The organism is Rhodococcus wratislaviensis (assembly GCF_900455735.1).
In the GTDB taxonomy this organism is placed as follows: Bacteria; Actinomycetota; Actinomycetes; order Mycobacteriales; family Mycobacteriaceae; genus Rhodococcus_F; species Rhodococcus_F wratislaviensis.
Window position 1 is genome coordinate 454,463 of sequence record NZ_UAUI01000022.1, and the last position, 23,531, is coordinate 477,993.

The 23,531-nt window shown below is 66.6% G+C and carries 24 protein-coding genes and 4 tRNA genes; 13 read left to right on the plus strand and 15 right to left on the minus strand.

The genetic code is table 11. The annotated features are described in order from the left end of the window. The first annotated feature begins 22 nt into the window (after positions 1-22). From DTA22_RS24610 to DTA22_RS24620, 3 genes are read left to right on the plus strand one after another with little or no spacing between them, the layout of a single operon-like run. Positions 23-880, plus strand: a complete 858-nt coding sequence (locus DTA22_RS24610) for a branched-chain amino acid ABC transporter permease (RefSeq protein ID WP_112301209.1) — start codon at positions 23-25, stop codon at positions 878-880. Between the two features lie 3 nt (positions 881-883). Further along, positions 884-2,707, plus strand: a complete 1,824-nt coding sequence (locus DTA22_RS24615; protein WP_112301210.1) for a branched-chain amino acid ABC transporter ATP-binding protein/permease — start codon at positions 884-886, stop codon at positions 2,705-2,707. Further along, positions 2,704-3,441, plus strand: a complete 738-nt coding sequence (locus DTA22_RS24620; RefSeq protein WP_112301211.1) for an ABC transporter ATP-binding protein — start codon at positions 2,704-2,706, stop codon at positions 3,439-3,441. Before DTA22_RS24615 ends, DTA22_RS24620 begins: the two co-directional genes overlap by 4 nt. Positions 3,442-3,445: 4 nt before the next feature. Here the strand turns inward: DTA22_RS24620 and DTA22_RS24625 are convergent, their stop codons facing one another. Then, positions 3,446-4,099: a TetR family transcriptional regulator gene (locus DTA22_RS24625; protein ID WP_128970053.1), complete on the minus strand. Its 654-nt coding sequence runs from the start codon at positions 4,097-4,099 to the stop codon at positions 3,446-3,448. Between the two features lie 157 nt (positions 4,100-4,256). Here DTA22_RS24625 and DTA22_RS24630 point away from each other — a divergent pair, with 157 nt between their 5' ends. Then, positions 4,257-5,108, plus strand: a complete 852-nt coding sequence (locus tag DTA22_RS24630) for an alpha/beta fold hydrolase (RefSeq protein ID WP_037230520.1) — start codon at positions 4,257-4,259, stop codon at positions 5,106-5,108. On the opposite strand, the gene DTA22_RS24635 is transcribed toward DTA22_RS24630, so the two are convergent. Further along, positions 5,105-5,818, minus strand: a complete 714-nt coding sequence (locus tag DTA22_RS24635; protein ID WP_245973361.1) for a TetR/AcrR family transcriptional regulator — start codon at positions 5,816-5,818, stop codon at positions 5,105-5,107. The two genes, DTA22_RS24630 and DTA22_RS24635, sit on opposite strands and share 4 nt — an antisense overlap. 67 nt (positions 5,819-5,885) lie before the next feature. On the opposite strand from DTA22_RS24635, the gene DTA22_RS24640 reads away from it, so the two are divergent. Beyond that, positions 5,886-6,221: a nuclear transport factor 2 family protein gene (locus DTA22_RS24640; RefSeq protein ID WP_112301213.1), complete on the plus strand. Its 336-nt coding sequence runs from the start codon at positions 5,886-5,888 to the stop codon at positions 6,219-6,221. A 108-nt stretch (positions 6,222-6,329) separates the two neighbouring features. Here the strand turns inward: DTA22_RS24640 and DTA22_RS24645 are convergent. The 4 genes from DTA22_RS24645 to DTA22_RS24660 all read right to left on the minus strand — a co-directional run bounded on the left by DTA22_RS24645 (position 6,330) and on the right by DTA22_RS24660 (position 7,470). After that, positions 6,330-6,406: transfer RNA gene (locus DTA22_RS24645), tRNA-Phe, on the minus strand. A 66-nt stretch (positions 6,407-6,472) separates the two neighbouring features. Then, positions 6,473-6,546: transfer RNA gene (locus DTA22_RS24650), tRNA-Asp, on the minus strand. A gap of 96 nt (positions 6,547-6,642) precedes the next feature. After that, a tRNA-Glu gene (locus DTA22_RS24655) sits at positions 6,643-6,715 on the minus strand. A gap of 98 nt (positions 6,716-6,813) precedes the next feature. Next, a complete protein-coding gene (locus DTA22_RS24660; RefSeq protein WP_037230524.1) occupies positions 6,814-7,470 on the minus strand; it encodes a TetR/AcrR family transcriptional regulator in 657 nt (218 codons plus the stop codon). Between the two features lie 326 nt (positions 7,471-7,796). On the opposite strand from DTA22_RS24660, the gene DTA22_RS24665 reads away from it, so the two are divergent. Then, positions 7,797-7,869 (plus strand) — tRNA-Lys (locus tag DTA22_RS24665). Positions 7,870-7,912: 43 nt separating this feature from the next. On the opposite strand, the gene DTA22_RS24670 is transcribed toward DTA22_RS24665, so the two are convergent. After that, a complete protein-coding gene (locus DTA22_RS24670; protein ID WP_112301214.1) occupies positions 7,913-8,518 on the minus strand; it encodes a TetR/AcrR family transcriptional regulator in 606 nt (201 codons plus the stop codon). A gap of 111 nt (positions 8,519-8,629) precedes the next feature. Here DTA22_RS24670 and DTA22_RS24675 point away from each other — a divergent pair, with 111 nt between their 5' ends. Together DTA22_RS24675 and DTA22_RS24680 are read left to right on the plus strand one after the other, a co-directional pair. Further along, positions 8,630-9,103: a DUF4334 domain-containing protein gene (locus tag DTA22_RS24675; RefSeq protein WP_037230526.1), complete on the plus strand. Its 474-nt coding sequence runs from the start codon at positions 8,630-8,632 to the stop codon at positions 9,101-9,103. Positions 9,104-9,109: 6 nt separating this feature from the next. Beyond that, positions 9,110-10,198 (plus strand): NAD(P)-dependent alcohol dehydrogenase, encoded by a 1,089-nt coding sequence (locus DTA22_RS24680; protein ID WP_112301215.1) that lies wholly within the window; start codon positions 9,110-9,112, stop codon positions 10,196-10,198. A gap of 5 nt (positions 10,199-10,203) precedes the next feature. Here the strand turns inward: DTA22_RS24680 and DTA22_RS24685 are convergent, their stop codons facing one another. Both DTA22_RS24685 and DTA22_RS24690 read right to left on the minus strand, forming a co-directional pair. Continuing rightward, positions 10,204-10,806, minus strand: a complete 603-nt coding sequence (locus tag DTA22_RS24685; protein ID WP_037230528.1) for a hypothetical protein — start codon at positions 10,804-10,806, stop codon at positions 10,204-10,206. Next, positions 10,803-11,243, minus strand: coding sequence for an MmcQ/YjbR family DNA-binding protein (locus tag DTA22_RS24690; RefSeq protein WP_112301216.1), 441 nt, complete (start codon positions 11,241-11,243; stop codon positions 10,803-10,805). The genes DTA22_RS24685 and DTA22_RS24690 overlap by 4 nt, the downstream gene beginning before the upstream one ends. A gap of 66 nt (positions 11,244-11,309) precedes the next feature. Between DTA22_RS24690 and DTA22_RS24695 the strand changes: the two genes are divergently transcribed. From DTA22_RS24695 to phoU, 5 genes are all read left to right on the plus strand, one after another. Then, positions 11,310-11,912: a DUF937 domain-containing protein gene (locus DTA22_RS24695; RefSeq protein WP_112301217.1), complete on the plus strand. Its 603-nt coding sequence runs from the start codon at positions 11,310-11,312 to the stop codon at positions 11,910-11,912. Positions 11,913-12,322: 410 nt separating this feature from the next. Beyond that, entirely contained in the window at positions 12,323-13,279 is a 957-nt protein-coding gene (locus tag DTA22_RS24700; RefSeq protein WP_037230531.1) for an acyl-ACP desaturase, read from the plus strand. A gap of 80 nt (positions 13,280-13,359) precedes the next feature. Beyond that, positions 13,360-14,502 (plus strand): tRNA dihydrouridine synthase DusB, encoded by a 1,143-nt coding sequence (gene dusB / locus DTA22_RS24705; protein WP_005244337.1) that lies wholly within the window; start codon positions 13,360-13,362, stop codon positions 14,500-14,502. Between the two features lie 119 nt (positions 14,503-14,621). Further along, entirely contained in the window at positions 14,622-16,673 is a 2,052-nt protein-coding gene (locus DTA22_RS24710) for an LCP family protein (RefSeq protein ID WP_112301218.1), read from the plus strand. A gap of 82 nt (positions 16,674-16,755) precedes the next feature. Next, a complete protein-coding gene (gene phoU, locus DTA22_RS24715; protein WP_037230533.1) occupies positions 16,756-17,454 on the plus strand; it encodes a phosphate signaling complex protein PhoU in 699 nt (232 codons plus the stop codon). Positions 17,455-17,597: 143 nt separating this feature from the next. Here the strand turns inward: phoU and pstB are convergent, their stop codons facing one another. The 6 genes from pstB to DTA22_RS24745 all read right to left on the minus strand — a co-directional run bounded on the left by pstB (position 17,598) and on the right by DTA22_RS24745 (position 23,477). Further along, on the minus strand, positions 17,598-18,374 hold the full coding sequence (pstB, locus tag DTA22_RS24720) for a phosphate ABC transporter ATP-binding protein PstB (protein ID WP_015888703.1): 777 nt from the start codon (positions 18,372-18,374) through the stop codon (positions 17,598-17,600). A gap of 43 nt (positions 18,375-18,417) precedes the next feature. After that, positions 18,418-19,326: a phosphate ABC transporter permease PstA gene (gene pstA / locus DTA22_RS24725; protein WP_112301219.1), complete on the minus strand. Its 909-nt coding sequence runs from the start codon at positions 19,324-19,326 to the stop codon at positions 18,418-18,420. 3 nt (positions 19,327-19,329) lie between these two features. After that, positions 19,330-20,403: a phosphate ABC transporter permease subunit PstC gene (gene pstC, locus DTA22_RS24730; protein WP_112301220.1), complete on the minus strand. Its 1,074-nt coding sequence runs from the start codon at positions 20,401-20,403 to the stop codon at positions 19,330-19,332. A gap of 67 nt (positions 20,404-20,470) precedes the next feature. After that, entirely contained in the window at positions 20,471-21,589 is a 1,119-nt protein-coding gene (gene pstS, locus DTA22_RS24735; protein WP_112301221.1) for a phosphate ABC transporter substrate-binding protein PstS, read from the minus strand. Between the two features lie 214 nt (positions 21,590-21,803). Next, the gene (gene mshD / locus DTA22_RS24740) at positions 21,804-22,721 is read right to left on the minus strand and encodes a mycothiol synthase (protein WP_037230537.1); all 918 of its coding nucleotides are present in this window, start codon (positions 22,719-22,721) and stop codon (positions 21,804-21,806) included. Continuing rightward, positions 22,722-23,477 carry a winged helix-turn-helix transcriptional regulator gene (locus DTA22_RS24745; protein WP_037230539.1) on the minus strand — a complete coding sequence of 252 codons (756 nt, stop codon included), beginning with the start codon at positions 23,475-23,477 and terminating at the stop codon, positions 22,722-22,724. Positions 23,478-23,531 lie beyond the last annotated feature (54 nt).

Consider the following 23,531-nt stretch of genomic DNA (forward strand, 5'->3'; position numbering starts at 1 on the left):
CACTCGACCACAGGAGATCCCGGTGACCATAGTTTGGTCGGGCCTCGCGCTGGGGGCGGTCTACACGCTCGTAGCGATCGGCTACAACATCGTCTTCATCTCGTCCCACACGTTCAACTTCGCTCAGGCCCAGCTGATGATGGTCGGAACCTTCGTCGCCTACACCGGACTGGTCACCTTGAAGTTGCCGATCCTCGTCGTGGCGGTGACAGCGACGGTCACGGTGACGATCCTGGCCGGTATCGAGGAGATCATTGCAGTCCGGCCCGTCCGTGATCACCAGAATCAGCTCGTCACCACGCTCGGCGCCGCGACGCTGATCAACGGTGCGACGCAGCTCATCTGGGGAAGCGAACCACTCACCGTCCCGTTCTTCGGTTCGAACGGTCCGATCACGGTCCTCGGCGGCCGCACGTATCCGGTCGAGATCGTGCTGCTGGTTCTGGCGATCGTGCTGGTGGTCGTCCTCGGCCGGGCCGGGACACGGACCATGACAGGTCTCGCCCTCCTGGGCATCTCCGAGGATCGCGAAGCCGCCCTCCTGCGCGGTGTCAACGTCCGGGCGCTCGCTCTCGGTGCGTTCGCCTTTTCCGGCGCGCTCGCCGGATTCCTCGGGCTCTTCGTCGGTCCCAAGACGTTTGCGGTGGCCACGCTGGGTTCGGCGCTGGCCATCAAGGGCTTCGTCGCATTGGCGATCGGCGGGTTCGGCTCGCTCCCCGGCGCATTGGTCGGTGGTCTGACCGTCGGTCTCGTCGAGTCGTTCGCGGCGCTCGAGTTGGGTAGCCAGTACAGCAACATCGCGGTCTTCGTGGTCCTCATCGCGATCCTCATGGTGCGTCCGGCCGGACTGTTCGGCCGGGTGCGGGAACGGGTGGTGTAGACAATGTCCCTGTGGCGCCTGATTCGATCGGCTCCGAGTTGGCTCTTCCCACTCGCCGTCGGCCTCCTCGTGCTGTTCCTGCCGGAGTTCGGTCTCGATTTCGCGGTGTCCCGCCAGGTGCAACTCGCCTGCATCCTCGCGCTGGTCGTCAGCGGACTCAACCTCAGTCTCGGCTATGCGGGTGAACTCGCGCTCGGCCAAGCCGCGATGTACGCGGCCGGGGCATACACCGCAGGGCTCATGTCGATCGCCGGTTACACGGACATCGTGCTGCAGTTGATCGCCTCGGGTCTGGTCGCGCTCGCGGTGGGTATCGTCACCGGAATTCCCGGATTGCGGCTCGGGAGTTGGTCATTGGCGATGACCTCGTTCTTCCTCGTACTCCTCGTCCCGGACGTCATCGCCGTCTTCGGGGACGCCACCGGCGGCCGGAACGGACTCAGCGGGATCGAACCGGCAACCCTGTTCGGGGAAGTAGTGGACGGCGACCGGTTCTACACGGTCGTCGTCATCGTCGCGATCCTCTGGTTCGCGGTCATGCGCAACCTGGTGGTCTCCCGGCACGGCATCGCGTTCCGCACACTGAAACAGAGCCCGGTCCTGGCGTCCTCGGTGGGCATCTCGGTGTTCCGGATGAAACTTCTCGGTTACGCGATCGGCGCATTCCCCGCCGGCCTCGCAGGCGCATTGTTCGCGAACATCGACATGTATGTATCACCCGAGGCGTTCGGATTCACCTTCGCCACAGCAGTTCTGGCGGCGTGCATCCTCGGCGGCGCGACGAGCGTCTACGGTGCGGCGGTCGGGGCAGCGATCATGCAACTCGGCCCGAACCAATCGTCCGAGTTCCAGCAGTACGCCCTGGTCTTCTACGGTGGGTTCCTGATTCTCGGCGGCGTCCTCCTCAGTGGTGGCCTCGCGAAAGTCGCCAAGCAGGCCGCGGCACGGCTGGACCGGGCAGCGGGCCTGACCGGCAGCAGAACAGGAACCCGCCCCAGGCCCGCGAACCGATCCGCGATGGACCCGATGTCGGGTCAGACGCTCGTGGTCGACGGCATCTCGAAGGCATTCGGCGGCAACCAGGCACTCGACAACGCGTCGCTGCGTGCGGAACCGGGCAACATCACCGCACTGATCGGACCGAACGGCTCGGGCAAGACGACGATGCTGAACATGATCTGCGGGTTCTACCGTCCCGACAGCGGGCGAATCCTGATCGGCGACAACGAGGTCCAGGGCAGAGCGCCGGAGCAGGTCGCCCGATGCGGCGTGGCGCGCACCTTCCAGACACCCGACATCCCCGACGGCGTCACGGTTCTCGAGGCCGTGGCCTCGGGTCGATACAGCACCGATCGAGTTTCGATGCTGTCGACCGTGTTGCGGCTTCCCCGCCACCACAAGGTCCGCGAGAGCGACGTCGCCGAGGCGGAACGCGCACTCGACATCGTGGGGCTGTCGCATCTCCGCGACGAGACCGCTACTGCACTCCCCCTGGGTATGCGGAGGCTTCTCGAGGTCGCCCGGTCGGTGGTCGCCGAGCCACGGCTCCTCCTGCTCGACGAGGTGGCGTCCGGCCTCGACGAGGACGAAGTGGAACGTCTTGCCGGGCTGATCCGGCAGCTCAGCGATGCCGGATGCACGATCGTGCTGGTCGAGCACAACTTCCGCTTGGTACTGGCACTCGCCGACACCATCGTCGTACTCGCCCAGGGACGCGTCATCGCGGCGGGTGCGCCGTCCGAGATCGAACACGACCCGCGCGTACTCAGCGAATACCTCGGCGTGGTCGCCGAGGGCACGGAACTGGCCGGAGAGGCGACCTCATGAGCGAGCAGACGACGAAGCCCCTACTCAGCCTGCGGAATGTGCAGTCCGGCTACGGCGACCTCCGGGTGGTGTGGGACGTCTCGCTCGACGTGTGGCCCGGCAAGGTCACCGCACTGCTCGGGCGGAACGGCGCAGGGAAGACCAGCACCCTGCGCGCCATCTCGGGACTGAACAAGGTGTCCGCGGGAACGATCGAGTTCGACGGCCGCAACATCTCGAAGGTGCCGCCACACCGGCGGGTCCGTCAGGGCATGGCCTACGTGCAGGAGGGAAAAAGGGTGTTCCACCGACAGACCGTGGAACAGAACCTGATTCTCGGCGGGTACGTCCGCAAGATGCGACGCTCGGCCATCCGCGAGGAGGTGGCGCGCATCTACGACCTGTTTCCCGTCCTCGGCCGTAAACGTGGTCTGCTCGCGGGTGCGATGTCCGGCGGGCAGCAGCAGATGCTGGCAATCGGGCAGGCCCTGATGGCCGAACCCACCCTGCTTCTGCTCGACGAGCCTTCCGGCGGACTGGCGCCCGTGATCGTCAACGAAGTGATGGAGCGCGTGACCGTCCTCAAGGAGGCGGGGCTCGCGGTGCTTCTCGTCGAGCAGGCGGTCGATGCTGCGATGAGCGTGGCCGACCACGTCACGGTCCTCGACGTCGGACGCGTCGTCATGGATGCGGATGCGGGCGAGATCGATGACAGGGCGGTGATTCGCGACGCCTACTTCGGACGCGTCGGCTGAAAAACTAGCCGCCGAGGCGCCGGAACACGAGGCGGACCGCGAGCCCGAGGTGAGCCATCACCTCGTCCACCGAGATGCGGCCGGCCACCCAGGACACCAGGCTCGACATCCAGACGTCGCCGATCACGCGGATGGCGTTCAGCTGGTCGTCGGAGATCTGCTCGACGCCGATCGTCTTGGCGAACATCTCGGTCATCAGGGCGCCGAACGCATCCAGTTCGGCCGAAGCCGACGCGTCCGCGAACATGAACGCGCGCACCAGGGCCTCGTATCGCGGCCGATCCTTCTCGAGGACTTCCGTGTTCTTGCGGAGCACGAACAGGATCCGCTCCGACGGCGTGTCCCCGGGGATCGCGACGTCCTCGAACCGGGACCGCATTCCCTCGAACACCATCAGCAGGCCCATCACCAGCATGTGGTTCTTCGACGGGAAGTAGCGGTACACGGTGCCCAGCGCGACCCCCGCCCGATCGGCGATGGCCCGCATCTGCACGGCGTCGTACCCGCCTTCGGAGGCGAGTTCCATCGCCGCGGCGACGATCCGCTGGTAACGCTCCCGCTGCGGGGCCTTGGCCCCGCGCGAGGGCAGCTGCCCGTTGCGAAGCAACGACAGTAGCCCGTCACGGCCCGCTGTCAGCGGCTCTTCAGCACTGCTCATGGACGTCAGCCTAGCGACAGTCGCCTCGGTGTCGTCCGGTGACGGCACCGGTTCCGGTCCTCACGATGTCCGGATTGCCCAGGGTTCCCCCGGATAGACTCACCTCGACCGCCGGAGGTTTCCCGTGCCCAGAGTTCATGTCGGACCCGAGGATCGTGTGATCCGGCTGCGCGACGGACGCCTGATGGGTTTCGCGGAGTACGGCGACCCCGGCGGATTCGTGGTCGTGAACGCCCACGGCGGACTCGCCGGACGCCTCGACGTCGCGGCCGCCGACCGGAGCGCTCGCGATGCGGGCATCCGTCTCCTGTCCCCCGACCGTCCCGGGATCGGACTGTCGGATCCACAGCCGGGCCGGACGGTCCTCGACTGGGCCCGCGACGTCGAAGACCTCGCGAATCACCTCGGCGTCGACCGTTTCGGCGTCATGGGGTGGTCGATGGGCGGACAGTACGCGCTCGCGGTCGGATCCGGGGTCGCGTCGCGCGTGACGAGTGTCGCGGTGATCGCCGGCGCCCTGCCCCTCACCGAACCCGGGGTGTTCGCCCAGCTTCCCGCCGGGGACCGCGCCTTCACCCGGCTGTCCCAGCACGCTCCGCTGGTGGCGCGGATCTGCTTTCGCGTCATGGGCGCCGCCGCGCTGCGTGCTCCGCGGCTGTTCCGGCGACTCGGCGCCCGCGACCTCGGCACCGCGGACGCAGCCGTGCTCCGCTCCGAGCCGGTCCGGAACTTCTCGCTCATGTCCGGCGAGGCTCTCCGGACGGCGCCCGGGATGGTGGAGGACTACCGCGCGTGGATGCGGCCGTGGGGGTTCGCGCCCGAAGATCTGACCGTGCCGGTCGACGTCTGGGGCGGAAGCGAGGACGAACTCGTGCCCACGCACTGGCCGCCCGCGCTCGCCCGCCGAATTCCCGGCGCCACGCTGAACATCCGCCCCGGCGGTCATTTCATGGCTCACCTGCACTACCGGGAGATCTTCGACACCCTGCGGCGGCGCTCGGAGTCCTAGGTCGCTGCCGCCAGCTTGTCGAGCCATTCCCGCATCAGGAGCAGCTCGCCGGTGCTAAGCCCGGACCGCCCCGCGGCGGCGTCGAGGGCGCGTGCGAGGGCGTCCGCCTTCTCGACCACCTCCCGTGAGGCCTCCGACCGCACAGCGGGCGCAGGCCGGATCAGCCCGGCGATCACGTTGTCGCGCAGTTCCCGTGACAGGGAGAGGTCCGCCTCGCCCTCCGGCTGAGCGATGAGGTGCAGGGTCATGCCGACGTTCGCCGCCACGAATTGCCCGGCGGCGATTGCCGGCGTCACCCGCAGGCGTCCCTGCTGCGCGATCTCGGTCAGCAACTCGAGGAGTCTCGTCTCGGCGACGGATGTCACCGCACACGGCGTGCCCGGGGCGATCCGGCCGTACAGCAGGACGTAGAACGAGGGATTGTCGAGCCCGTAGCGGACGTGATCGTCCCAGCCCTCCCGCAGGTCGGCGATCGGGTCGTCCCCGCGCCGATTCGTGGCCCGGACGTACTGGCCGAACCCGTACTCCACGACCGCGTCGAACAGGCCCTGCTTGCTGCCGAAGTGGTGGTACAGCGTCGGGGCCTGCACTCCGGCGAGGTCGCAGACGGCGCGGGTGGAGACGGGCTTGCCCTTGGCCTCGTCGAGCAGTTGGGCCGCTGCCTTCAGCAGACGGTCGCGGGCGTTGCCGGCCACACTCTTCGTTGTCACACCGCTATGCTACTTCTATAGCGTTGCTATACACGCGACACTGCCGCACACGGACAGGGAGAACATCATGCGCACCACCACGACACCCGAGATCGTCACCCGCTATTTTCGAGCAGCCGACGCAGGAGACCTGGACGCGCTCACGGCGTGCTTCACCGAGCACGGGGCCGTGACCGACGAAGGCCGGACCGTCCGCGGGCGCGACGGCATCCGGCAATGGCGCAGGGACCTCGAATCGAAGTACACCTACACAGTCGAGGTGACCGGAACGGAGACGGTCGCCGACGACAGCTATGTGGTCACCACCACAGTGGAAGGAAATTTCCCCGGAAGCCCGGTGGAACTGAAGTACGAGTTCGTTCTCAGCGACGGCCTCGTCGACACGCTGCGGATCGCCCCCTGACCCCACGTGAGTGCGAAAGCGTGCCGGAACACACTTTCGCACTCACGTGGGGGGAGAACGAAAAAACTCCGCTGTCGACGTTCTCGACAACGGAGCTTCGGTGAATCGTGGTGGCCAGGGCCGGGATCGAACCGGCGACCTTCCGCTTTTCAGGCGGACGCTCGTACCAACTGAGCTACCTGGCCGGACGGCACCCGAACCGAATGCCTATCGCATTGTGTTGCCGATACTCGGTATCGGCAACACACTTGCGACCCTGACGGGACTCGAACCCGCGACCTCCGCCGTGACAGGGCGGCGCGCTAACCAACTGCGCCACAGGGCCTTGCTTTGTCCTGCTGTGCTTTACAAGTGTAAAGCGTTACTGCGTGTCACTTTTACTGCCGTCGAACCATACCTCATGCTCGACACCGGTCAAACGTACCCCCTACGGGATTCGAACCCGCGCTACCGCCTTGAAAGGGCGGCGTCCTAGGCCGCTAGACGAAGGGGGCCCGCCGGATTTCTCCGAACCAGTACCTCAACGGCGTTCCGTTGGGAGCTTGGATAGCTTAGGACACGGATCGAGAATTTCCCAAATCGCCAGGTCAGACTACGAATCAGGCAGTTCTGAACCGGAATCCGGCCATCCGTCCCTCGCAAACTTCTCCAACCATTCGGGTGAAGCCATCGCAGCGAGGATCACTTCGAGCGATTCCGCGAACCGCTCGCCGAGGTCACCCTCCAGAGCCGTCATGTCGGACATGTACCGCTGGCCGGCGAGAGACGCCGCCAGAACCCGGGTGAACTTCTCGGGGTCGGCGTCGGCGCGCAGCAGACCGTCGCGCTGCGCGCGGATCGCGAACTCGTGCGCGGTGCGCCCCCACACCTGCGAGCCACCGGACTGCACGTCCGGATAGAACTCGGGTTCGACGATCAGCCGGAACTCGGCCCGCACGATGACGCTCGAATGAAAGAGCTTCGCCAGGTCGATCACGAAACCGTGGAGGGCTTCGAACGGCCCGATGTCCGTGCGACTCGTCCACCTGTCGGTCAGGGCGGTGAATTGCTCCACTCCGGATTGAAGGACGGCACGGGCGAGTTCTTCCTTCGATTGGAAGTGGAAGTACATCGCCCCTTTGGTGGCGTTCGAGCCCTCGAGGATCGTGTTGACCGACGCCGCCGCATAGCCGCGCTTCGCGAACTCGATCGCGGCCGACTCCACCAGCGCAGCGCGAGTGCGTCGCGCACGCTCCTGCTGACGTGCCATGACGGTGAATCCCTCTCCCAGATGTAGTAACCCCGTTTTCGCCCTGTCAGGACGAGTGCGGAGCCATACATAACAGTATCCCCGTTTTGAAAAAACCGACACAGCAGTCTCTAGATCATGGAAACTTCTCAGAAACAAACCTGAAGACCTTTATAGAGTCGAAACCGGACCGCTGCCGAAAACACACCAAGTGGTATAATTTGGGTCGGCTCGGGTGCGCTGCAGGGGGTGCGCACCCGAGCCGACCCTTTTCACCCCCGCGCGGCGCGCCGTGCCGGGGGTCCTGTTTTCTCGGTCACTGTCTGCGCACTAGACTCTGGCCCCGCGCCCCTATAGCTCAGTTGGTAGAGCTACGGACTTTTAATCCGCAGGTCGTAGGTTCGAGCCCTACTGGGGGCACTCTCCCCTTACTCGGCACATGCCGGGTAAGGGGCACAAGCACTCACTCGCGGCCCGGCGCTTCCGCCGTCGCAGACACCCGGATCAGACGACGAACCGCCTCGACAGCGCTCTGCCGCCGCTGCGCCACCGTGCGCTCCCCCGACTTTCCCCCCGCCGGCTTGCGGCCGCCACGGGCGACGGCCAGCGACAGGGCGATGTCGGTGATCACGAGCAGCAGCTCGCCTGCGTTCCAGGACGGATCGACGAACCCCTCCTGCTGCCCTCGCCGAATCTCGGCGATCTTGGGCCGCAGCGTGAGGATCCGCGCATCGCTGTCGGCGATCTGCTCGCGCATCTCCAGGTCGGCCCACTTCTGCAGTCTCGCGTTCTCGGGGTGCGCCACGTAGTCGTCGAACAACCGGCCCACGTAGCCCGGCAGATCGTCGCCCCGCAACGCCGTCTGCTCCGTCGTCTCGGCGATCCATTGTGCGATGACGGCGTCGAACAGCGCTTCCTTGCTGTCGAAGTACGCGTAGAGACGGTCCTTGCTCGCCCTGGCCGCCTCTGCGATGCGGTTGATCCGGGCTCCGGCGACTCCGTGTCGGGCGAACTCTTCTTTGGCCGCGGCGAGGATCCGTTCTCGCGTGGCTTCTCCCGCTGTTCGCATTCCGACATCCTAAATTGCCCGTTGCCGAACCATCTGGTTCGGCGTAGCGTGCGAAGTTGACGAACAGTTTGGTTCGTAAACCTCACACCCCCTCACGCCAAGGACCGTTTCATGGACATCGATCAGGCCCGCAGCACGTTCCACGAGCTCCGGGGACGCGAGAGCGGCGTCTCCCCCGACGAACTCGACGCCGTGTGGGCGGCGCTCGACACCGTCAGGGCCGAAGACATCCTCGGCAGCTGGAAGGGCGACGACTTCGCCACCGGACACCGTCTCCACGAGAAACTGTTCGCGAGCCGCTGGCACGGAAAGACGTTCCACTCTCTCGAGGATGCGAAGCCGTTGATATGCCGTGACGCGGACGGCAACCTCTACTCCGACGTCAAGGGCGGCAACGGCGAAGCCAGTTTGTGGAACATCGAGTTCCGGGGAGAGGTCACCGCGACCATGGTGTACGACGGCGCGCCCATCTTCGATCATTTCAAGAAGGTGGACGACTCCACCCTCATGGGCATCATGAACGGCAAGTCCGCGCTGGTACTCGACGGCGGTCGGCACTACTACTTCCTGCTCGAAAGAGACTGAGCTCCAATGCAGGTCACAGCAGCCGTCTCACGCGGACCCGATTCTCCGTTCACGCTGGAGAAGGTCGAACTCGACGAGCCCCGCGCGGACGAGGTACTGGTGCGGGTCGTCGCCACCGGCTTGTGCCACACAGACCTCTTCACCAAGGCGGCACTCCCCCGCGCCCTCGGCGCCGCCGTCCTCGGCCACGAGGGGGCCGGGATCGTCGTGGACGTCGGGTCACGCGTGAGCGGGGTGGTGCCCGGTGATCACGTGATTCTCAGTTATCGCCACTGCGGCGACTGCGACCAATGCCGAAGCGCGGGTCCGGCATATTGCGTCGACGCGCACCGGCTGAACAGTTCGGGCCGGCGCGCGGACGGCTCGGCCACCGTCACCCAGAACGGCGAACCCGTGCGCGCCGCCTTCTTCGGACAGTCCAGCTTCGCCGAGCACGTCCTCGCGACGGCCGACAACGTCGTCGTCGTCGACAGGTCCGTCGACCTGGCCGCTGCGGCGCCGCTCGGCTGCGGGTTCCAGACGGGGGCAGGCGCGGTACTGAACGTGCTCCGGCCCGGCAGTGATTCGAGCGTGGTCGTCTTCGGCGCGGGCAGCGTCGGGTTCGCCGCGCTGCTCGCAGCCCGATCAGTCGGCGTCGCAACGCTTCTCGCCGTCGATCCGGTACCCGCCCGACGTGCGCTCGCGGAGGAGTTCGGCGCGATCGCGATCGATCCCGGGTCGCAGGACGTGGTCGCCGCGATCCGTGCGGCGACGGGTGGCGGCGCCACCCACACCCTGGACACGACGGGGATCCCCGCCGTCATCGGACAGACGTTGTCCTGCCTGCGGGCGCGGGGCAGCGCGGTGGTCGTCGGGCTGGGCGCGCCCGAAGTGACGGTGAACATCCAGGACCTGATGCTGAACGGCAAGACCCTCCGCGGCTGCGTCGAAGGCGATTCGTCCGTGCAGCAGTTCATTCCGCAGCTGCTCGCGCTGCACGCGGACGGGAAATTCCCGTTCGACCGTCTCGTCACCGAGTACCGATTCGACGACATCAACCGCGCCGTGGCCGATCAGGCCGCGGGCACGGTGATCAAACCGGTGCTCGTGTGGTGAACTCGCTAGGGCGTGGCAGGTGACGGTCCGGCCGGCGGCCCGTCGCCCACCTGTCCGTCCTTCGCTTTCGTGTCTCTTCGCATCTCGGCGAGATCCTCCCCGCGCTTGCGGTACGTGAAGCTGACGCCGGCGACGCCGAGGAACAACACCACTCCGATGATGGCGCCGGCGAGTGACGCGCCGCGGAATCCGGGCGCGTCGACGTCCATGATCCGTTCGCCCGCGTGCGCTGCGCTGTTGCCGCCGAGCACCACACTGAGCGTCAGCAGGTTGGGCAGCACCACCAGGACACCGAGGATCAGCAGCACGATCTGCACGGGCTTGAACCGGCGCCGGCGGAACAGCCGCCACGCTCCGCGGAACAGGAGCAACGGCAGGAGGGTGCACAGGGTGCCGAACAACAGTCCCCACAGGATGCCGCCGCCGAAGCTGCCGTCGGCCAGTCCGCCCACGTTCTGAGCCCACGCCCGCGGGAGGTACGCCGCGAGGATGAAGTACGCGATGACCAGTACCACGAGGAGGACGGCGATGCCGATGGCCTTCTTGGCCCACGCCGGAAGTCCCGATTTCGCCGGTGTGGAGGTGGATGCGCTGTTCTCGGTCGTCATGACTGGTCTCCCTGCGTCGGCAACGGTTCTTCGTCCAGCACCTGCTCGGCCAGTCGCTTCGGGGCGACGAGCGTGTACGACGTCCTGATCCACTCACGCAACTGTTCCCACCGGGGCTCGTCCGCGTCCGCGACGTCCAGTGCGATCCAGCCGTGTCTACCGAGACCGTATCCCGCTGGCTCGGCCCCTGGTTCCGTTGCGACGACGGCTTCGGCCTCGTCCACGGTGAGCTTCACCGTCAACCGGGTGGCCTCGACGTCACTGAACACGAAGTTCTTCCCCCGCACCCGGAACGTCGGGTGTCCGTCCCACTGGGCGATGTCCACCCGAACGGCTTCGGGCAACTCGGCGACGATCTGTTCCAGGCGGCTCATGTTGTTGCCCATGTGACGATTGTCGGCAGCCCTCCGACCGACCGCAACCGGCATAACGGACATTCGGGATTCACTAGTGTCGGGAGTCCGGGGGTGTCGACGACGAACCCCATGACGAGGCAGGCATCAATGGCATCGATCGACGACCTTCTGTCCCAGATCCCGATCAACCAGATCGCCCGGCAACTCGGCGTCGACGAGGCCACCGCCGAGACCGCGGTGAAGTCGGCGCTGCCGACGCTCGTCGGCGGGCTCGGCGCGAACGCACAAGATCCGAACGGCGCCGCGTCCCTCCGGAGCGCGCTCCACGATCACAGCGGCACGACACTGCTCGACGGCGGAATCGACATCGACCAGGTCGACACGGACGACGGCGACAAGATCGTGTCCAACATCTTCGGCGGCGAACGTGACCGAGTGGCGAGCACACTCGGCGGTGTCGGCGGCGGCAGCGGAGTGGGCAGCGACCTCGTGAAGCAGTTGCTCCCGATCCTCGCGCCGATCGTGCTGGCGTACATCGCCAAGCAGGTGACGGGCGGCGGAAGTTCTGCTCCGCAGACGCAGGGCGCGGGCCAGGCCGGCGGAGGTCTGGGGGACGTCCTGGGCGGGCTCCTCGGAGGCACTGGTGGTTCCGGCGGGCTCGGCGGGGTCCTGGGCGGCCTGCTCGGAAAGGGTGCGGGCGGCGGACTGGGCGACGTGCTCGGCGGACTGCTCGGCGGCGGAAAGAAGTAGGTCCCGGGGGCGGCGGGGCCACCGTCGCCCTGCGGGTGGCGATATTCACACCTAGGGTGGATCGAATTCCCAGGAGACCGACAGCTCGGACGAACGGGTTTCCGCGCAACCGCCGACACGGCTCGAGTTACGGCGGGGAATCTGTGGAGACCGACAAATCTGTGATCGTCCACAACTGTCCGCGCGTCGCTGTGATGATCTCTCCCTGCGATGATTACGCTGGTCACCGCACACGCATGCTCATCAGTACACTGTCATGTAACGGTTCGCCGCGTGGCGGCGACACATCCCGGAAGATCCATTACGGATCGGTAACTTGGACGGTTCCCGGGCCGCCGACGGCGTTTACCAACCTACTTACGGTGCCGTAGGCTGAACAAAGTCAAATTGAGCTACTGGAGGCATTACACATGGCGAGGGATCTGACCCAACTCGAACTGCTGCAGGAGTTGTCGCCGGTTGCAGAAGAGAACGTCAACCGCCACATCTCCATGGCCAAGGAATGGCATCCCCACGACTATGTTCCGTGGGACGAAGGACGTAACTTCGCCGCGATGGGCGGCATCGACTGGGATCCCGAGCAGTCGCAGCTCGACGAGGTCGCCAAGGCCGCGATGATCACGAACCTCCTCACCGAGGACAACCTGCCCTCGTACCACCGCGAGATCGCCGAGAACTTCTCGCAGGACGGCGCGTGGGGAACGTGGGTCGGTCGCTGGACCGCCGAGGAGAACCGTCACGGCATCGTGATGCGCGATTACCTCGTCGTGACCCGCGCCGTCGACCCCGTCCAGCTCGAGCGTTTCCGCATGGAGCACATGACGAACGGCTTCGCCTCCCCCGCCGACGTCGACGCCGGCTTCCTCCACTCCGTCGCCTACGTGACGTTCCAAGAACTCGCCACCCGCGTCAGCCACCGCAACACCGGTAAGGCGTGCAAGGACCCGATCGCCGACAAGATGCTGCAGCGCATCGCCGCCGACGAGAACCTGCACATGATCTTCTACCGCAACATGTGCGGCGCTGCCCTCGACCTCGCGCCCGATCAGGCGCTCGAGGCCATCAACATGATCGTCCAGAACTTCCAGATGCCGGGCGCCGGCATGCCGAACTTCCGGCGCAACGGTGTGCTCATGGCCAAGCACGGCATCTACGACCTGCGTCAGCACCTCGAAGAGGTGCTGATGCCGGTCCTGCGCAAGTGGAACATCTTCGAGCGGACCGATTTCACCGCCCGCGGCGAGGAGATCCGCGAGAGCCTCGGCAAGTTCCTCGAGAACCTCGAGGGCCAGGCCACCAAGTTCGAGGAGCAGCGCGACCGCATGCTGGCCCGTGAGGCCAAGAAGCGCGAGCAGAAGGCTTCGTGACGTAAACAGTTATCCTGTGCCCGGTACCGGATTCGGTACCGGGCACAGTTTTTGTTCCAGCACTTTCCCAGAGGTCGTCAATGTCATCCCTTCGTATCGGATCGCTCGAGCTGCGCAGTCCGGTGGTTCTGGCCCCCATGGCCGGGATCACCAACGTCGCGTTCCGCACGCTGTGCCGTGAGCTCGAGACGGAGCGCGCGGGCAGCACGTCCGGCCTGTACGTGTGCGAGATGGTGACAGCGCGTGCGCTGGTGGAGCGTCAGCCCGCGACCCTGCACATGACGACGTTCGGCCCGACCGAGACACCGCGGTCACTCCAGCTGTACACCGTCGACCCGGACACCACGTACGCCGCGGCCAAGATGATCGTGGACGAGAACATGGCCGATCACATCGACATGAACTTCGGCTGCCCGGTTCCCAAGGTGACCCGCAAGGGCGGCGGTGCGGCGCTGCCGTACAAGCGCACCCTGTTCGGTCGGATCGTCGCCGCGGCCGTGAAGGCGACCGAGGGCACCGACGTCCCGGTGACCGTCAAGTTCCGCGTCGGTATCGACGCCGAACACCACACGCATCTCGACGCCGGCAGGATCGCCGCAGGCGAAGGCGCCGCCGCGGTCGCACTGCACGCGCGTACCGCCTCGCAGCGGTACTCCGGCACAGCCGACTGGAACGAGATCGCCCGGCTCAAGGAACACGTCACGGACGTGCCCGTCCTCGGGAACGGCGACATCTTCGCCGCCGAAGACGCGGCCCGCATGATGGAGCAGACCGGGTGCGACGGCGTCGTCGTCGGGCGCGGATGCCTCGGCCGGCCGTGGCTGTTCGCGGAGCTGAGCGCGGCACTGAACGGGAACCCGCAGCCCACTCCTCCCAACCTCGGTGAGGTGGCCACGATCATCCGCCGTCACGCGGAACTCCTCGCCGATCACCACGGCGAGGACAAGGGCCTGCGTGAACTGCGCAAGCACGTGTCCTGGTACCTGCGGGGCTTCCCCGCCGGGTCCGAACTGCGGGTCGCGATGGCCCTCGTGAGCACCCTCACCGAACTCGACGACCTCCTCGTCCAGCTCGATCCGACCATCCCGTTCCCCAAGGACGCCGAGGGACCGCGCGGACGGCAGGGGTCGCCCGGCACGGTCGCGCTCCCCGAAGGGTGGCTCGACGACCCCGACGACTGCCTGGTGCCCGCCGGCGCCGACCTCATGCATTCCGGTGGTTAGCAGCACGGACGCGCGTCACCTCGCTACATGTGTGGAGCCTCGACGTTCGATAAGTACTATGGCTGGAATCCGTCGAGGCCGACGGAGGTCGGAGTCGGCGGAGAGGTCAGGTTGCATCGGTGGGTGATGATCACAGCTCGGACTCACCGACTCCCGAATCCCGCGCCCCCTGGGAGCGTCCTCTCGCGGATCCCAGCTACCGAGAAGCCCAGTCGGGACGGCCGCGGCGTCTCCCGCCGCGGCAGCCACCGCCCGAACGGACCGCACCACCCGAACGGACCGCACCTCCCGAACGGACCGCGCCGCCCGAGCGCCGTGCGCAGGTAGAACGCACCGAACCGTCCCGCCACGACAGTGGCCGGATCGGCCGCCGGGCCGCGGGTGGACCCACCGAAGCGCTCTCCGTCGCAGACCTGGTGAAGAAGGTTTCCGGGGAAGAACCGAGCGAGCCGGACGATCCGGACAAGACGGAGATCATTCCCCCGATCGACGAGCGGCAGCCGCCGCCTCCCGGGATTCCGCCGCGGGAGACCCCTTCCGCGCCTCCGCCGCCGGAGCCGGAGCCCCCGCAGAGCACGCCCGAGCCCGAATGGGTCGCGGATTCCGCCGAGACCACCGCGGTACCGCAGGTGGTCGGCAACCCGGGCACCACCCGCCTGGCCCTCAGCAAGACCCGTAAACGCAAGCGTCTCCGCGCAGCAGGACGCGCCGTCGTCGCGCTCGTGGCGGTGGTCGCACTCGCCGGAACCGGCATCGTCTGGGGTTACCTCCGCTCCACCGAGGGCAAGTTCGACCAGATCGCGGCACTCGACACGGAGTCGACCGACATCGTCGACGCCGTCGGGCAGACCGGTGACGAGACCTATCTCATCGTCGGCAGCGACACCCGCGCCGGCGCGAGCGGTGAAGTGGGTGCCGGGACCATCGACGACGCCGAGGGATCCCGCGCCGACACGGTTATGCTCGTCAACATCCCTGCCGACCGAAGCCGGGTGGTCGCGGTGTCGTTCCCCCGCGACCTCGACGTCGAGCGGCCCGTCTGCCAAGGCTGGGACAACGCCAGCGGCACCTACACCGAGGAAACCTTTCCCGCCGCCGACGGCGACAAACTCAACGCCACCTACGCACTCGGCGGACCGAAGTGCCTGGTGAAGGTGATCCAGAAGATGTCGGGTCTGAAGATCGGTCACTTCGTCGGCATGGACTTCGCCGGCTTCGAGTCGATGGTCAACGAGATCGGCGGGGTCAAGGTCTGTACCACCCAGCCGCTCGAGGACGGCGTCCTCGGCACCGTGCTGCCGGAGGCGGGCACCCAGATGCTCGACGGCAAGACCGCACTGAACTTCGTCCGCGCCAGACATGTCGAGGCGGAGGGCAACGGCGACTACGGCCGCATCAACCGTCAGCAGAGATTCCTCTCCGCCCTGCTGCGGGGCGCCCTGTCCAGTCAAGTGCTGCTCAACCCCAGCAAACTGAACGGCTTCATCAACGCGTTCACCCGCGACACGTTCGTCGAGAACATCGACACGAAGTCGCTGGTCACCCTCGGACGCTCACTGCAGAACGTCGACGCGGGCGCGGTCACGTTCCTGACGGTGCCCACCGCAGGCACCACCGAGTGGGGCAACGAGATTCCCCGCACCGACGACATCAAGGCCATTTTCCGCGCCATCATCGACGACGAGGCGCTGCCCGGCGAGAAGCGTGCCGAACCCCTGCCCTCCGCCCCCGAACCGCAGGCAGCGCCGGCACCGTTGTCGGTCCAGGCCGTCGACCCGTCCAGCGTGACCGTGCAGGTGTCGAACGCATCGGGTGAGTCGGGACTGGCCGCGACCGTGGCCGACTCACTGGCCGCCGAGGGGTTCCAGATCTACAACGTCGGCAACTACACGGGAACCAGCGGCGAGACCGTCGTCCGGTTCTCGCCGGGCCACGAAGCCGAGGCGGCGACCCTGGCGTCGTCGTTCCCGAGTGCGGTGCTCGAGTCGACCACCGGACTCGGGACGGTCGTCGAGGTCGCACTCGGTTCGAACTTCTCCGGGACCCTCCAGACACCGAGCCCGATCGACACACCGCTCAGTATGTCGGACGTGCGAATCGGCCAGCCCGAGGACGTGGAAATCCCCGCGGACCTTGCGGTTGTGAACGCGGGCGACACGTCCTGCGAATGAGCGCCCGCCGGGTCGCGTCGTTCACTCTGCGTTTACCGTGTGATCGTGACTTGGTTTCCCGTGCACCGTAGGCTGTGACCTCATGCGCGTGGCTTACAACGAACAGATGACCGAGCTTGCCGACTTGCTCGGTGAGATGGCGGGGCTTGCGGGGGTCGCCATGGAGCGAGCCACCCAGTCGCTGCTCCAGGCAGATCTCTCCCTCGCCGAGCAGGTGATCGGCGAGCACGACAAGATCACCGAGCTCAGCACCATCTGCGAGGAGCGGGCGTTCGCCCTCCTCGCCCTGCAGGCACCGGTCGCCGGCGACCTCCGCTCGGTTGTCAGCGGGATCCAGATCGTCGCCGACATCGACCGCATGGGTGCGCTGGCTCTCCACGTCGCCAAGATCGCGCGCCGCCGACATCCCAACCACGTGCTTCCCGAAGAGGTCAACGGCTACTTCGCCGAGATGGGACGCATCGCCGTCTCCATCGGCGCCGCTGCCCGCGAGGTTCTCGAGACGCGCGATCCCGAGCGGGCCGCGCGCCTGCGTGAAGAGGACGAGGCGATGGACGACCTCCACCGTCACCTGTTCACCGTGCTCATGGACCGCGAGTGGAAGCACGGCGTGGCCGCGGCGGTCGACGTCACCCTGCTCGGCCGCTTCTACGAGCGGTTCGCCGACCACGCCGTCGAGGTGGGCCGCCGGGTGATCTTCCTCGTCACCGGCAAGCTGCCCGACGAGACCCAGACGCCCGCCGTCGACGCCGACACCCTCACCTCGTACCCCGACCTGTAGAACTCCCCCAACACTTTTCGCGCGAACGGGACGCTCGTACGGTCAGACCGTACGAGCGTCCCGTTCGTTCGCCCGACGTCCGTCCGCGGACACGACAACGCCCCGACCGCAGATCCGGCCGGGGCGTTCTCGTGTGCGTCGCTCTATCCGAAGCGGCCCGAGATGTAGTCCTCGGTGGCCTTCTGCGTCGGGTTGGAGAAGATCTTCTCGGTGTCGTCGATCTCGACGAGACGTCCCGGCTTGCCGGTGGCCTCGAGGTTGAAGAATGCGGTCTGGTCGCTCACACGCGCCGCCTGCTGCATGTTGTGGGTGACGATCACGATGGTGAAGTCCTTCTTCAGCTCCGTGATCAGGTCCTCGATCGCGAGGGTCGAGATCGGGTCGAGCGCCGAGCAGGGCTCGTCCATCAGCAGGACGTCGGGCGAGACGGCGATGGCCCGGGCGATGCACAGACGCTGCTGCTGACCGCCGGACAATCCGCCACCCGGCTTGTCGAGACGGTCCTTGACCTCGTTCCACAGGTTGGCGCCGCGCAGCGACCGCTCGGCCACCTCGTCGAGACGCTTCTTGCTGCGCTCGCCCTGCAACTTCAGTCCGGCCACCACGTTGTCCTTGATGGACATCGTCGGGAACGGGTTGGGACGCTGGAACACCATGCCGATCGTCTTGCGGACGCCGACCGGGTCGATGCCGGAACCGTAGATGTCCTCACCGTCGAGCAGGATCGAACCCTCTACGCGCGCACCGGGAGTCACCTCGTGCATGCGGTTCAGCGAACGCAGCACGGTCGACTTGCCGCAGCCGGACGGGCCGATGAAAGCGGTCACGTTCCGCGGGGGGACGGACAGCCCGACATCGGCGACGGCGTGGAACTTGCCGTAGTAGATGTTGACGTCCTTGAGATCCAGACGCTTGGCCATTACCGGCTCCCTACTGATTGGTGTTCGAGATCGAGTGTATGTGTCACTTGCTGCGGACCTGTGAGAAGTGGCCGACGATCTTGGCCAGGACGTTGAGGATGGCGATGAGGAGGATCAATGTCAGCGCCGCGCCCCAGATGCGGTTGGTACCGGCATCGGTCGGGTTGTTCATCTCGGCGACCATGACGCCGGGCAGCGTGCCCATCTCACCACCGAACAGATTGAAGTTGATGAAGGGCGCGTAACCCACGAGGATCAGCAGCGGCGCGGTCTCACCCATCACCCGGGCCAGCGCCAGCATGACGCCCGTGATGATGCCGGGCAGTGCCGTGGGCAGCACGATCTTGGCGATCGTCTTCCACTTCGGAACACCCAGCGCGTACGACGCCTCCCGCAGGTCCTGCGGAACGATGCGGAGCATCTCCTCCGTGCTGCGGACGACGACGGGGACCATCAGCAGCACCAGGGCGAGCGCCACGGCGAAGCCGGACTTGGGGAAACCGAACGTCGCGATCCACAGGGCGTAGATGAACAGGGCAGCCACGATGGACGGGACACCGCTGAGGATGTCGACCATGAACGTGGTCAGCTTCGCGAGTCGCGACTTCCGGTCGGCGTACTCGACGAGATAGATCGCGACGAACAGTCCGAGCGGAATGGACAGCACCGCGCAGACGAGTCCCTGCAGAATCGTGCCGATCAGCGCGTGATAGATGCCGCCGCCCGCCGCGGAGGACGTCAGTCCGCTGAGCGAGTGGGTGAACCACGTGGCCGACGTCAGGGCAGGGATTCCCTTGATGACGGCGGTGACCAGGACCCACACCAGTGGGACCAGCGCCACGAGCACTGCCAGCGTCACGAGGACGGTGGCGGTGAGGTCGGTGATGCGTCGGCGGACACCGACCCCCTGGAAGGTGGGGGCCTTGACCGGCTTGTCGAGGGTCGCGGTCATGGGTCAGTCCTTCTTTCCTGCGATCACGGCGCGGGCCGCGGCGTTCACGACGAAGGTGAGCACGAAGAGCACCAGGCCTGCGGCGATGTAGGCGCCGGCCTGAATGTTGTTGTTGAACTCCGCGTAGCCGAGAGCGATCTTGGAGGCGATGGTGGCGCCGCCGTCGAACAGCGACCATCCGAAGGGCTGCGACGTGGTGCGCAGGATCAGGTAGAGCGCCATGGTCTCACCGAGGGCGCGACCCAGACCGAGCATCGATCCGCTGATGTAGCCGGACTTGCCGAACGGAATGATCGTGGTCCGCACCACTTCCCACCGGGTGGCGCCCAGCGCGAGCGCCGCCTCGATCTGGGGCGTCGGCGTCTGCACGAACACCTCGCGAGTGACCGCGGTGATGACGGGAAGGATCATGACGGCGAGGACGATGCCCGCGGTGAAGATGGTGCCACCGCCGGTGATGGAACCGCTTCCTGTCGCGAACAGCGGGAACCAGCCGAGCTTTTCGTTGAGCCACACGGCAAGCGGCTTGATCGCGGGAGCGAACACCAGCAGACCCCAGAGGCCGTAGACGATCGACGGCACGGCGGCCAGCAGGTCGATGACGTACGCCAGCGGACGTTTGAGCCAGTTCGGCGAGTACTCGGTGAGGAAGATGGCGATGCCGAGGGCGACGGGCATCGCGAGGATCAGCGCGAACAGCGAGACGAGCACCGTCACCTGGAACAGGTCGAGCACACCGAACGCCATGGCGTTGATGTTCTGAGTGACCCACTCACTGCTGGTGAGGAAGTTGACCTGGTTCCTGCTCAGTGCGGGAACTGCGCGCCAGATCAGGAAGATGCCGATCGCGGCGATGAGGATGGAGATGAAGATGGCCGAGGTGGTTGCGAGGGACTTGAAGATCCGGTCCCCCGGCCTGGCGACGGCCTTGCCGCGGGGTGCACCTGCCGGAGTCGGGGTTTCGGCCTTGGTGGTACTCAACTCGGCCTCCGGGGTGCCGTTCGGACCGCCCACCCCGACTCCGCCAGAAGCGGAGCCGGAGGCGCGAGGTGCTGATTCGATGTGCGCTTCACTCATCTGCGCTCGCAATCTTTCCTGGTCAGAATATCGAGTCATGGGCGGGTCCGAACGACTAACGGTGCGATCAGCCGATGGCGGCGACCGACGCGTTCAGCTTCTCCTTCATGGAGTCGGGCAGCGGCACGTAGCCCTGCTCGGCCAGGTTGTCCTGACCCTCGTTGGCTGCGCTGGTCAGGAACGACTTGACCGCCGCGGAGGTGTCGGCGTCGTAGCCCTTCGAGCACACGATCTCGTAGGTGGCGAGCACCAACGGGTACGCACCCGCTTCCTTGGTACCGAAGATCGAGCCGAGGTCGAGCGTCAGATCGCCCACGCCCTCACCCTTGAACTGTGCACCCTCGATCGCCTTCGCCGCGGACTCGTCGGTCAGCGCGACCGGGCCGGAGCCGGTGTCGATCTGCGCGGCCGACAGCTTGTTCTGGTCCGCGTAGGACTTCTCGACGTAGGTGATCGAACCCGGGGCGGAGGCCACTGCCTGCGCGACACCGGCCGAACCCTTGGCGCCCTCACCGATACCGCCGGTGAAGTCCGAGCCGGCACCGGTGGTCCACGCGCCGTTGGAGGCGGCCGTGAGGTACTGCTGGAAGTTGTCGGTAGTTCCCGACGAATCCGAGCGGATGATCGCGGTGATGTCCTGGTCCGGCAGGGTGGCGCCGGGGTTGAGCGCGGCGATGGCCGGGTCGTTCCACTTCTTGATGGTGCCGTTGAAGATCTTGGCGGTCACCTCGCCGTTCAGCACCAGGTCCTTGACGCCGTCGAGGTTGTAGGCGACGGCGACGGGTCCGAAGACGAGCGGAAGGTTCCAGGCCTCGCCGCCGACGCAACGGGCCTTGGCCTGCTCGGCCTGCTCGGCCTTGATCGCCGAGTCGGAGCCAGCGAAGTCGATCTGGCTCGCGATGAACTGCGTACGTCCGTCGCCGGAACCGCTGGGGTTGTACGCCAGGTTGACGGTCTTACCCTTTTCCTGGCAGACGGAGATGTAGGTGGAGACGAACTGGTCCATGGCATTCTTCTGGGCCGAGGAACCGGCCGAGGAGAGGTTGGCCTTGCCCTCGCACGTCGCGTTGGACGACGCTGCGTCGACGCCGCTCGACGCCGCGTTGTTGTCGCTGCCACACGCGGCCAAGGTCATGGCACCCAGGGCCACTGCACCGAGCAGGGCGCCACTGCGCTTGAGATTCACCTAGTCCTCCGGAAATACCGTCTCGCCCGCGATCGGGCGGCGACATGAGGTGCGCTTCGTTGAAATCTGCACCAGGCAACACGGCGCTGCCCACGGAGAAACCTAGGGGTAGCTAATGTCCAGTTGGACCACGATCGGTGAACGGAAGGTGAACAGACCGAGCATTTGTCCACATTTCCGAGACGAACAACAGGTGCGGAAGTAAAGAAGCCCCTCAGGCGCGCGCGTACGCGACGTCGGTGTGGAACCGCTCGAACCCAAGCCGGTCGTAGGTGTGCAGCGCCGAGGCGTTGTCGCCCTCGACGTAGAGCAGCACCGCACCGAGCCCGCGGTCACGCAGGTAGTGCAGTCCGGCGAGCGTCAGCAACCGGCCGAGACCACGCCCCTGGGCGTCGGGGCCGATCGCCACCACGTAGACCTCACCGATGGCCGGCTCGTCGCCCTGCTTCGGATGCACCTTTGTCCAGTGGAATCCGAGCAGTCTCTGCTCGTCCGAAGCGGCGAATGCCATGAACAGCCCGGCCGGATCGAACCAGGCCTCCGCGCGCCGTTCGGCCATTTCACGTTCGGTCCACGACCCCTGCTCGGGATGCCAGGCGAAGGCGGCAGCGTTGACACGCAGCACCTCGGGATCATCCTCGACTCCGCGGTACACGCGGAGTGAAATATCTTCCGGTACAACGAGTTCCGGGAGTTCCGCATCGGCGAGCGGACGCCGGAGCTGCAGGAGTTCACGCGCACCGGTCAGCCCCAGACGCTGCGCCACCGCCTGCGCCGCAGGCAGGTTGCCGTGCGCCCACACCCTCGTGTCCGGACCACCCTCGGACAGGACCTCGGTGACCAGCCTGCCTCCGATTCCGCGGCCGCGCGCCGCGGGGTCGACGGCGAGTTCGGCCATCGCGGGATGATCCCCGTGACCCGGCTGCAGCTGCGCGTACCCGACGATCCGATCGGCGTCGGTCTCGACGAGATGACGGACACCGTCGCTCCCGGCGCCGGACACGGCGTGCACACCCTGCTCCGACACCGGCGCGGTTCCGTCCGCTGCCGTCGCGCGTTCGAGCAGGGCGGACACGTCCGCGGCCTGCTTGCCGTCGAGTCGATCAGTCCAGGACTGCACGGAGGCACTCACTCAGATCGCCGGCCCTTCCGCGGATTCGAAGTCCGCGTCGTCCGCGTCGAGGTCGTCGACGGGCGGCACCGGCGCACCCGACTTGCTGCGGGTGGGACGGACGGCCTTGTAACCGACGTTGCGGACTGTACCGATCAAGGATTCGTACTCGCTGCCCAGCTTGGCGCGCAGACGACGCACGTGGACGTCGACCGTGCGGGTGCCACCGAAGAAGTCGTAACCCCACACCTCCTGCAGCAACTGCGCGCGGGTGAAGACGCGACCCGCGTGCTGTGCCAGGTACTTGAGGAGTTCGAACTCCTTGTAGGTGAGGTCGAGGGGACGGCCGCGCAGACGAGCCGTGTACGTGCCCTCGTCGATGACCAGTTCGCCCAGCGTGATCTTGCCGGACGCCTCCGGGCTGGCGACGCCGCCGGTGCGTCCGACCAGCAGCCGGAGGCGGGCGTCCACCTCGGCCGGTCCGGTGCCGGGGAGCAGGATGTCGTCGAGGCCCCAGTCGGAATTGACCGCCACCAGGCCACCCTCGGTGAGCACCGCCACCACCGGAACCGCGGAACCCGTGCTGCCCAGCAGCCTGCAGAGGCCGCGAGCCGCCGCGAGATCGGTGCGCGCATCCACCAGGGCGATGTCGGCGGAGCTCGCTTCCAGGAGAGAGGACACCTCCGTCGGGGCAGGCCGCACCGAATGCGCCAGCAGGGCGAGGGCAGGCAGCACTGCCTCGGGGTTGGGGTCGGAGGTAAGAAGCAGTAGCTCCACACAGCCTCCCATCTCGTCGCCGTCGTACCCGGCCGGCCGACGGATCGTTCATCC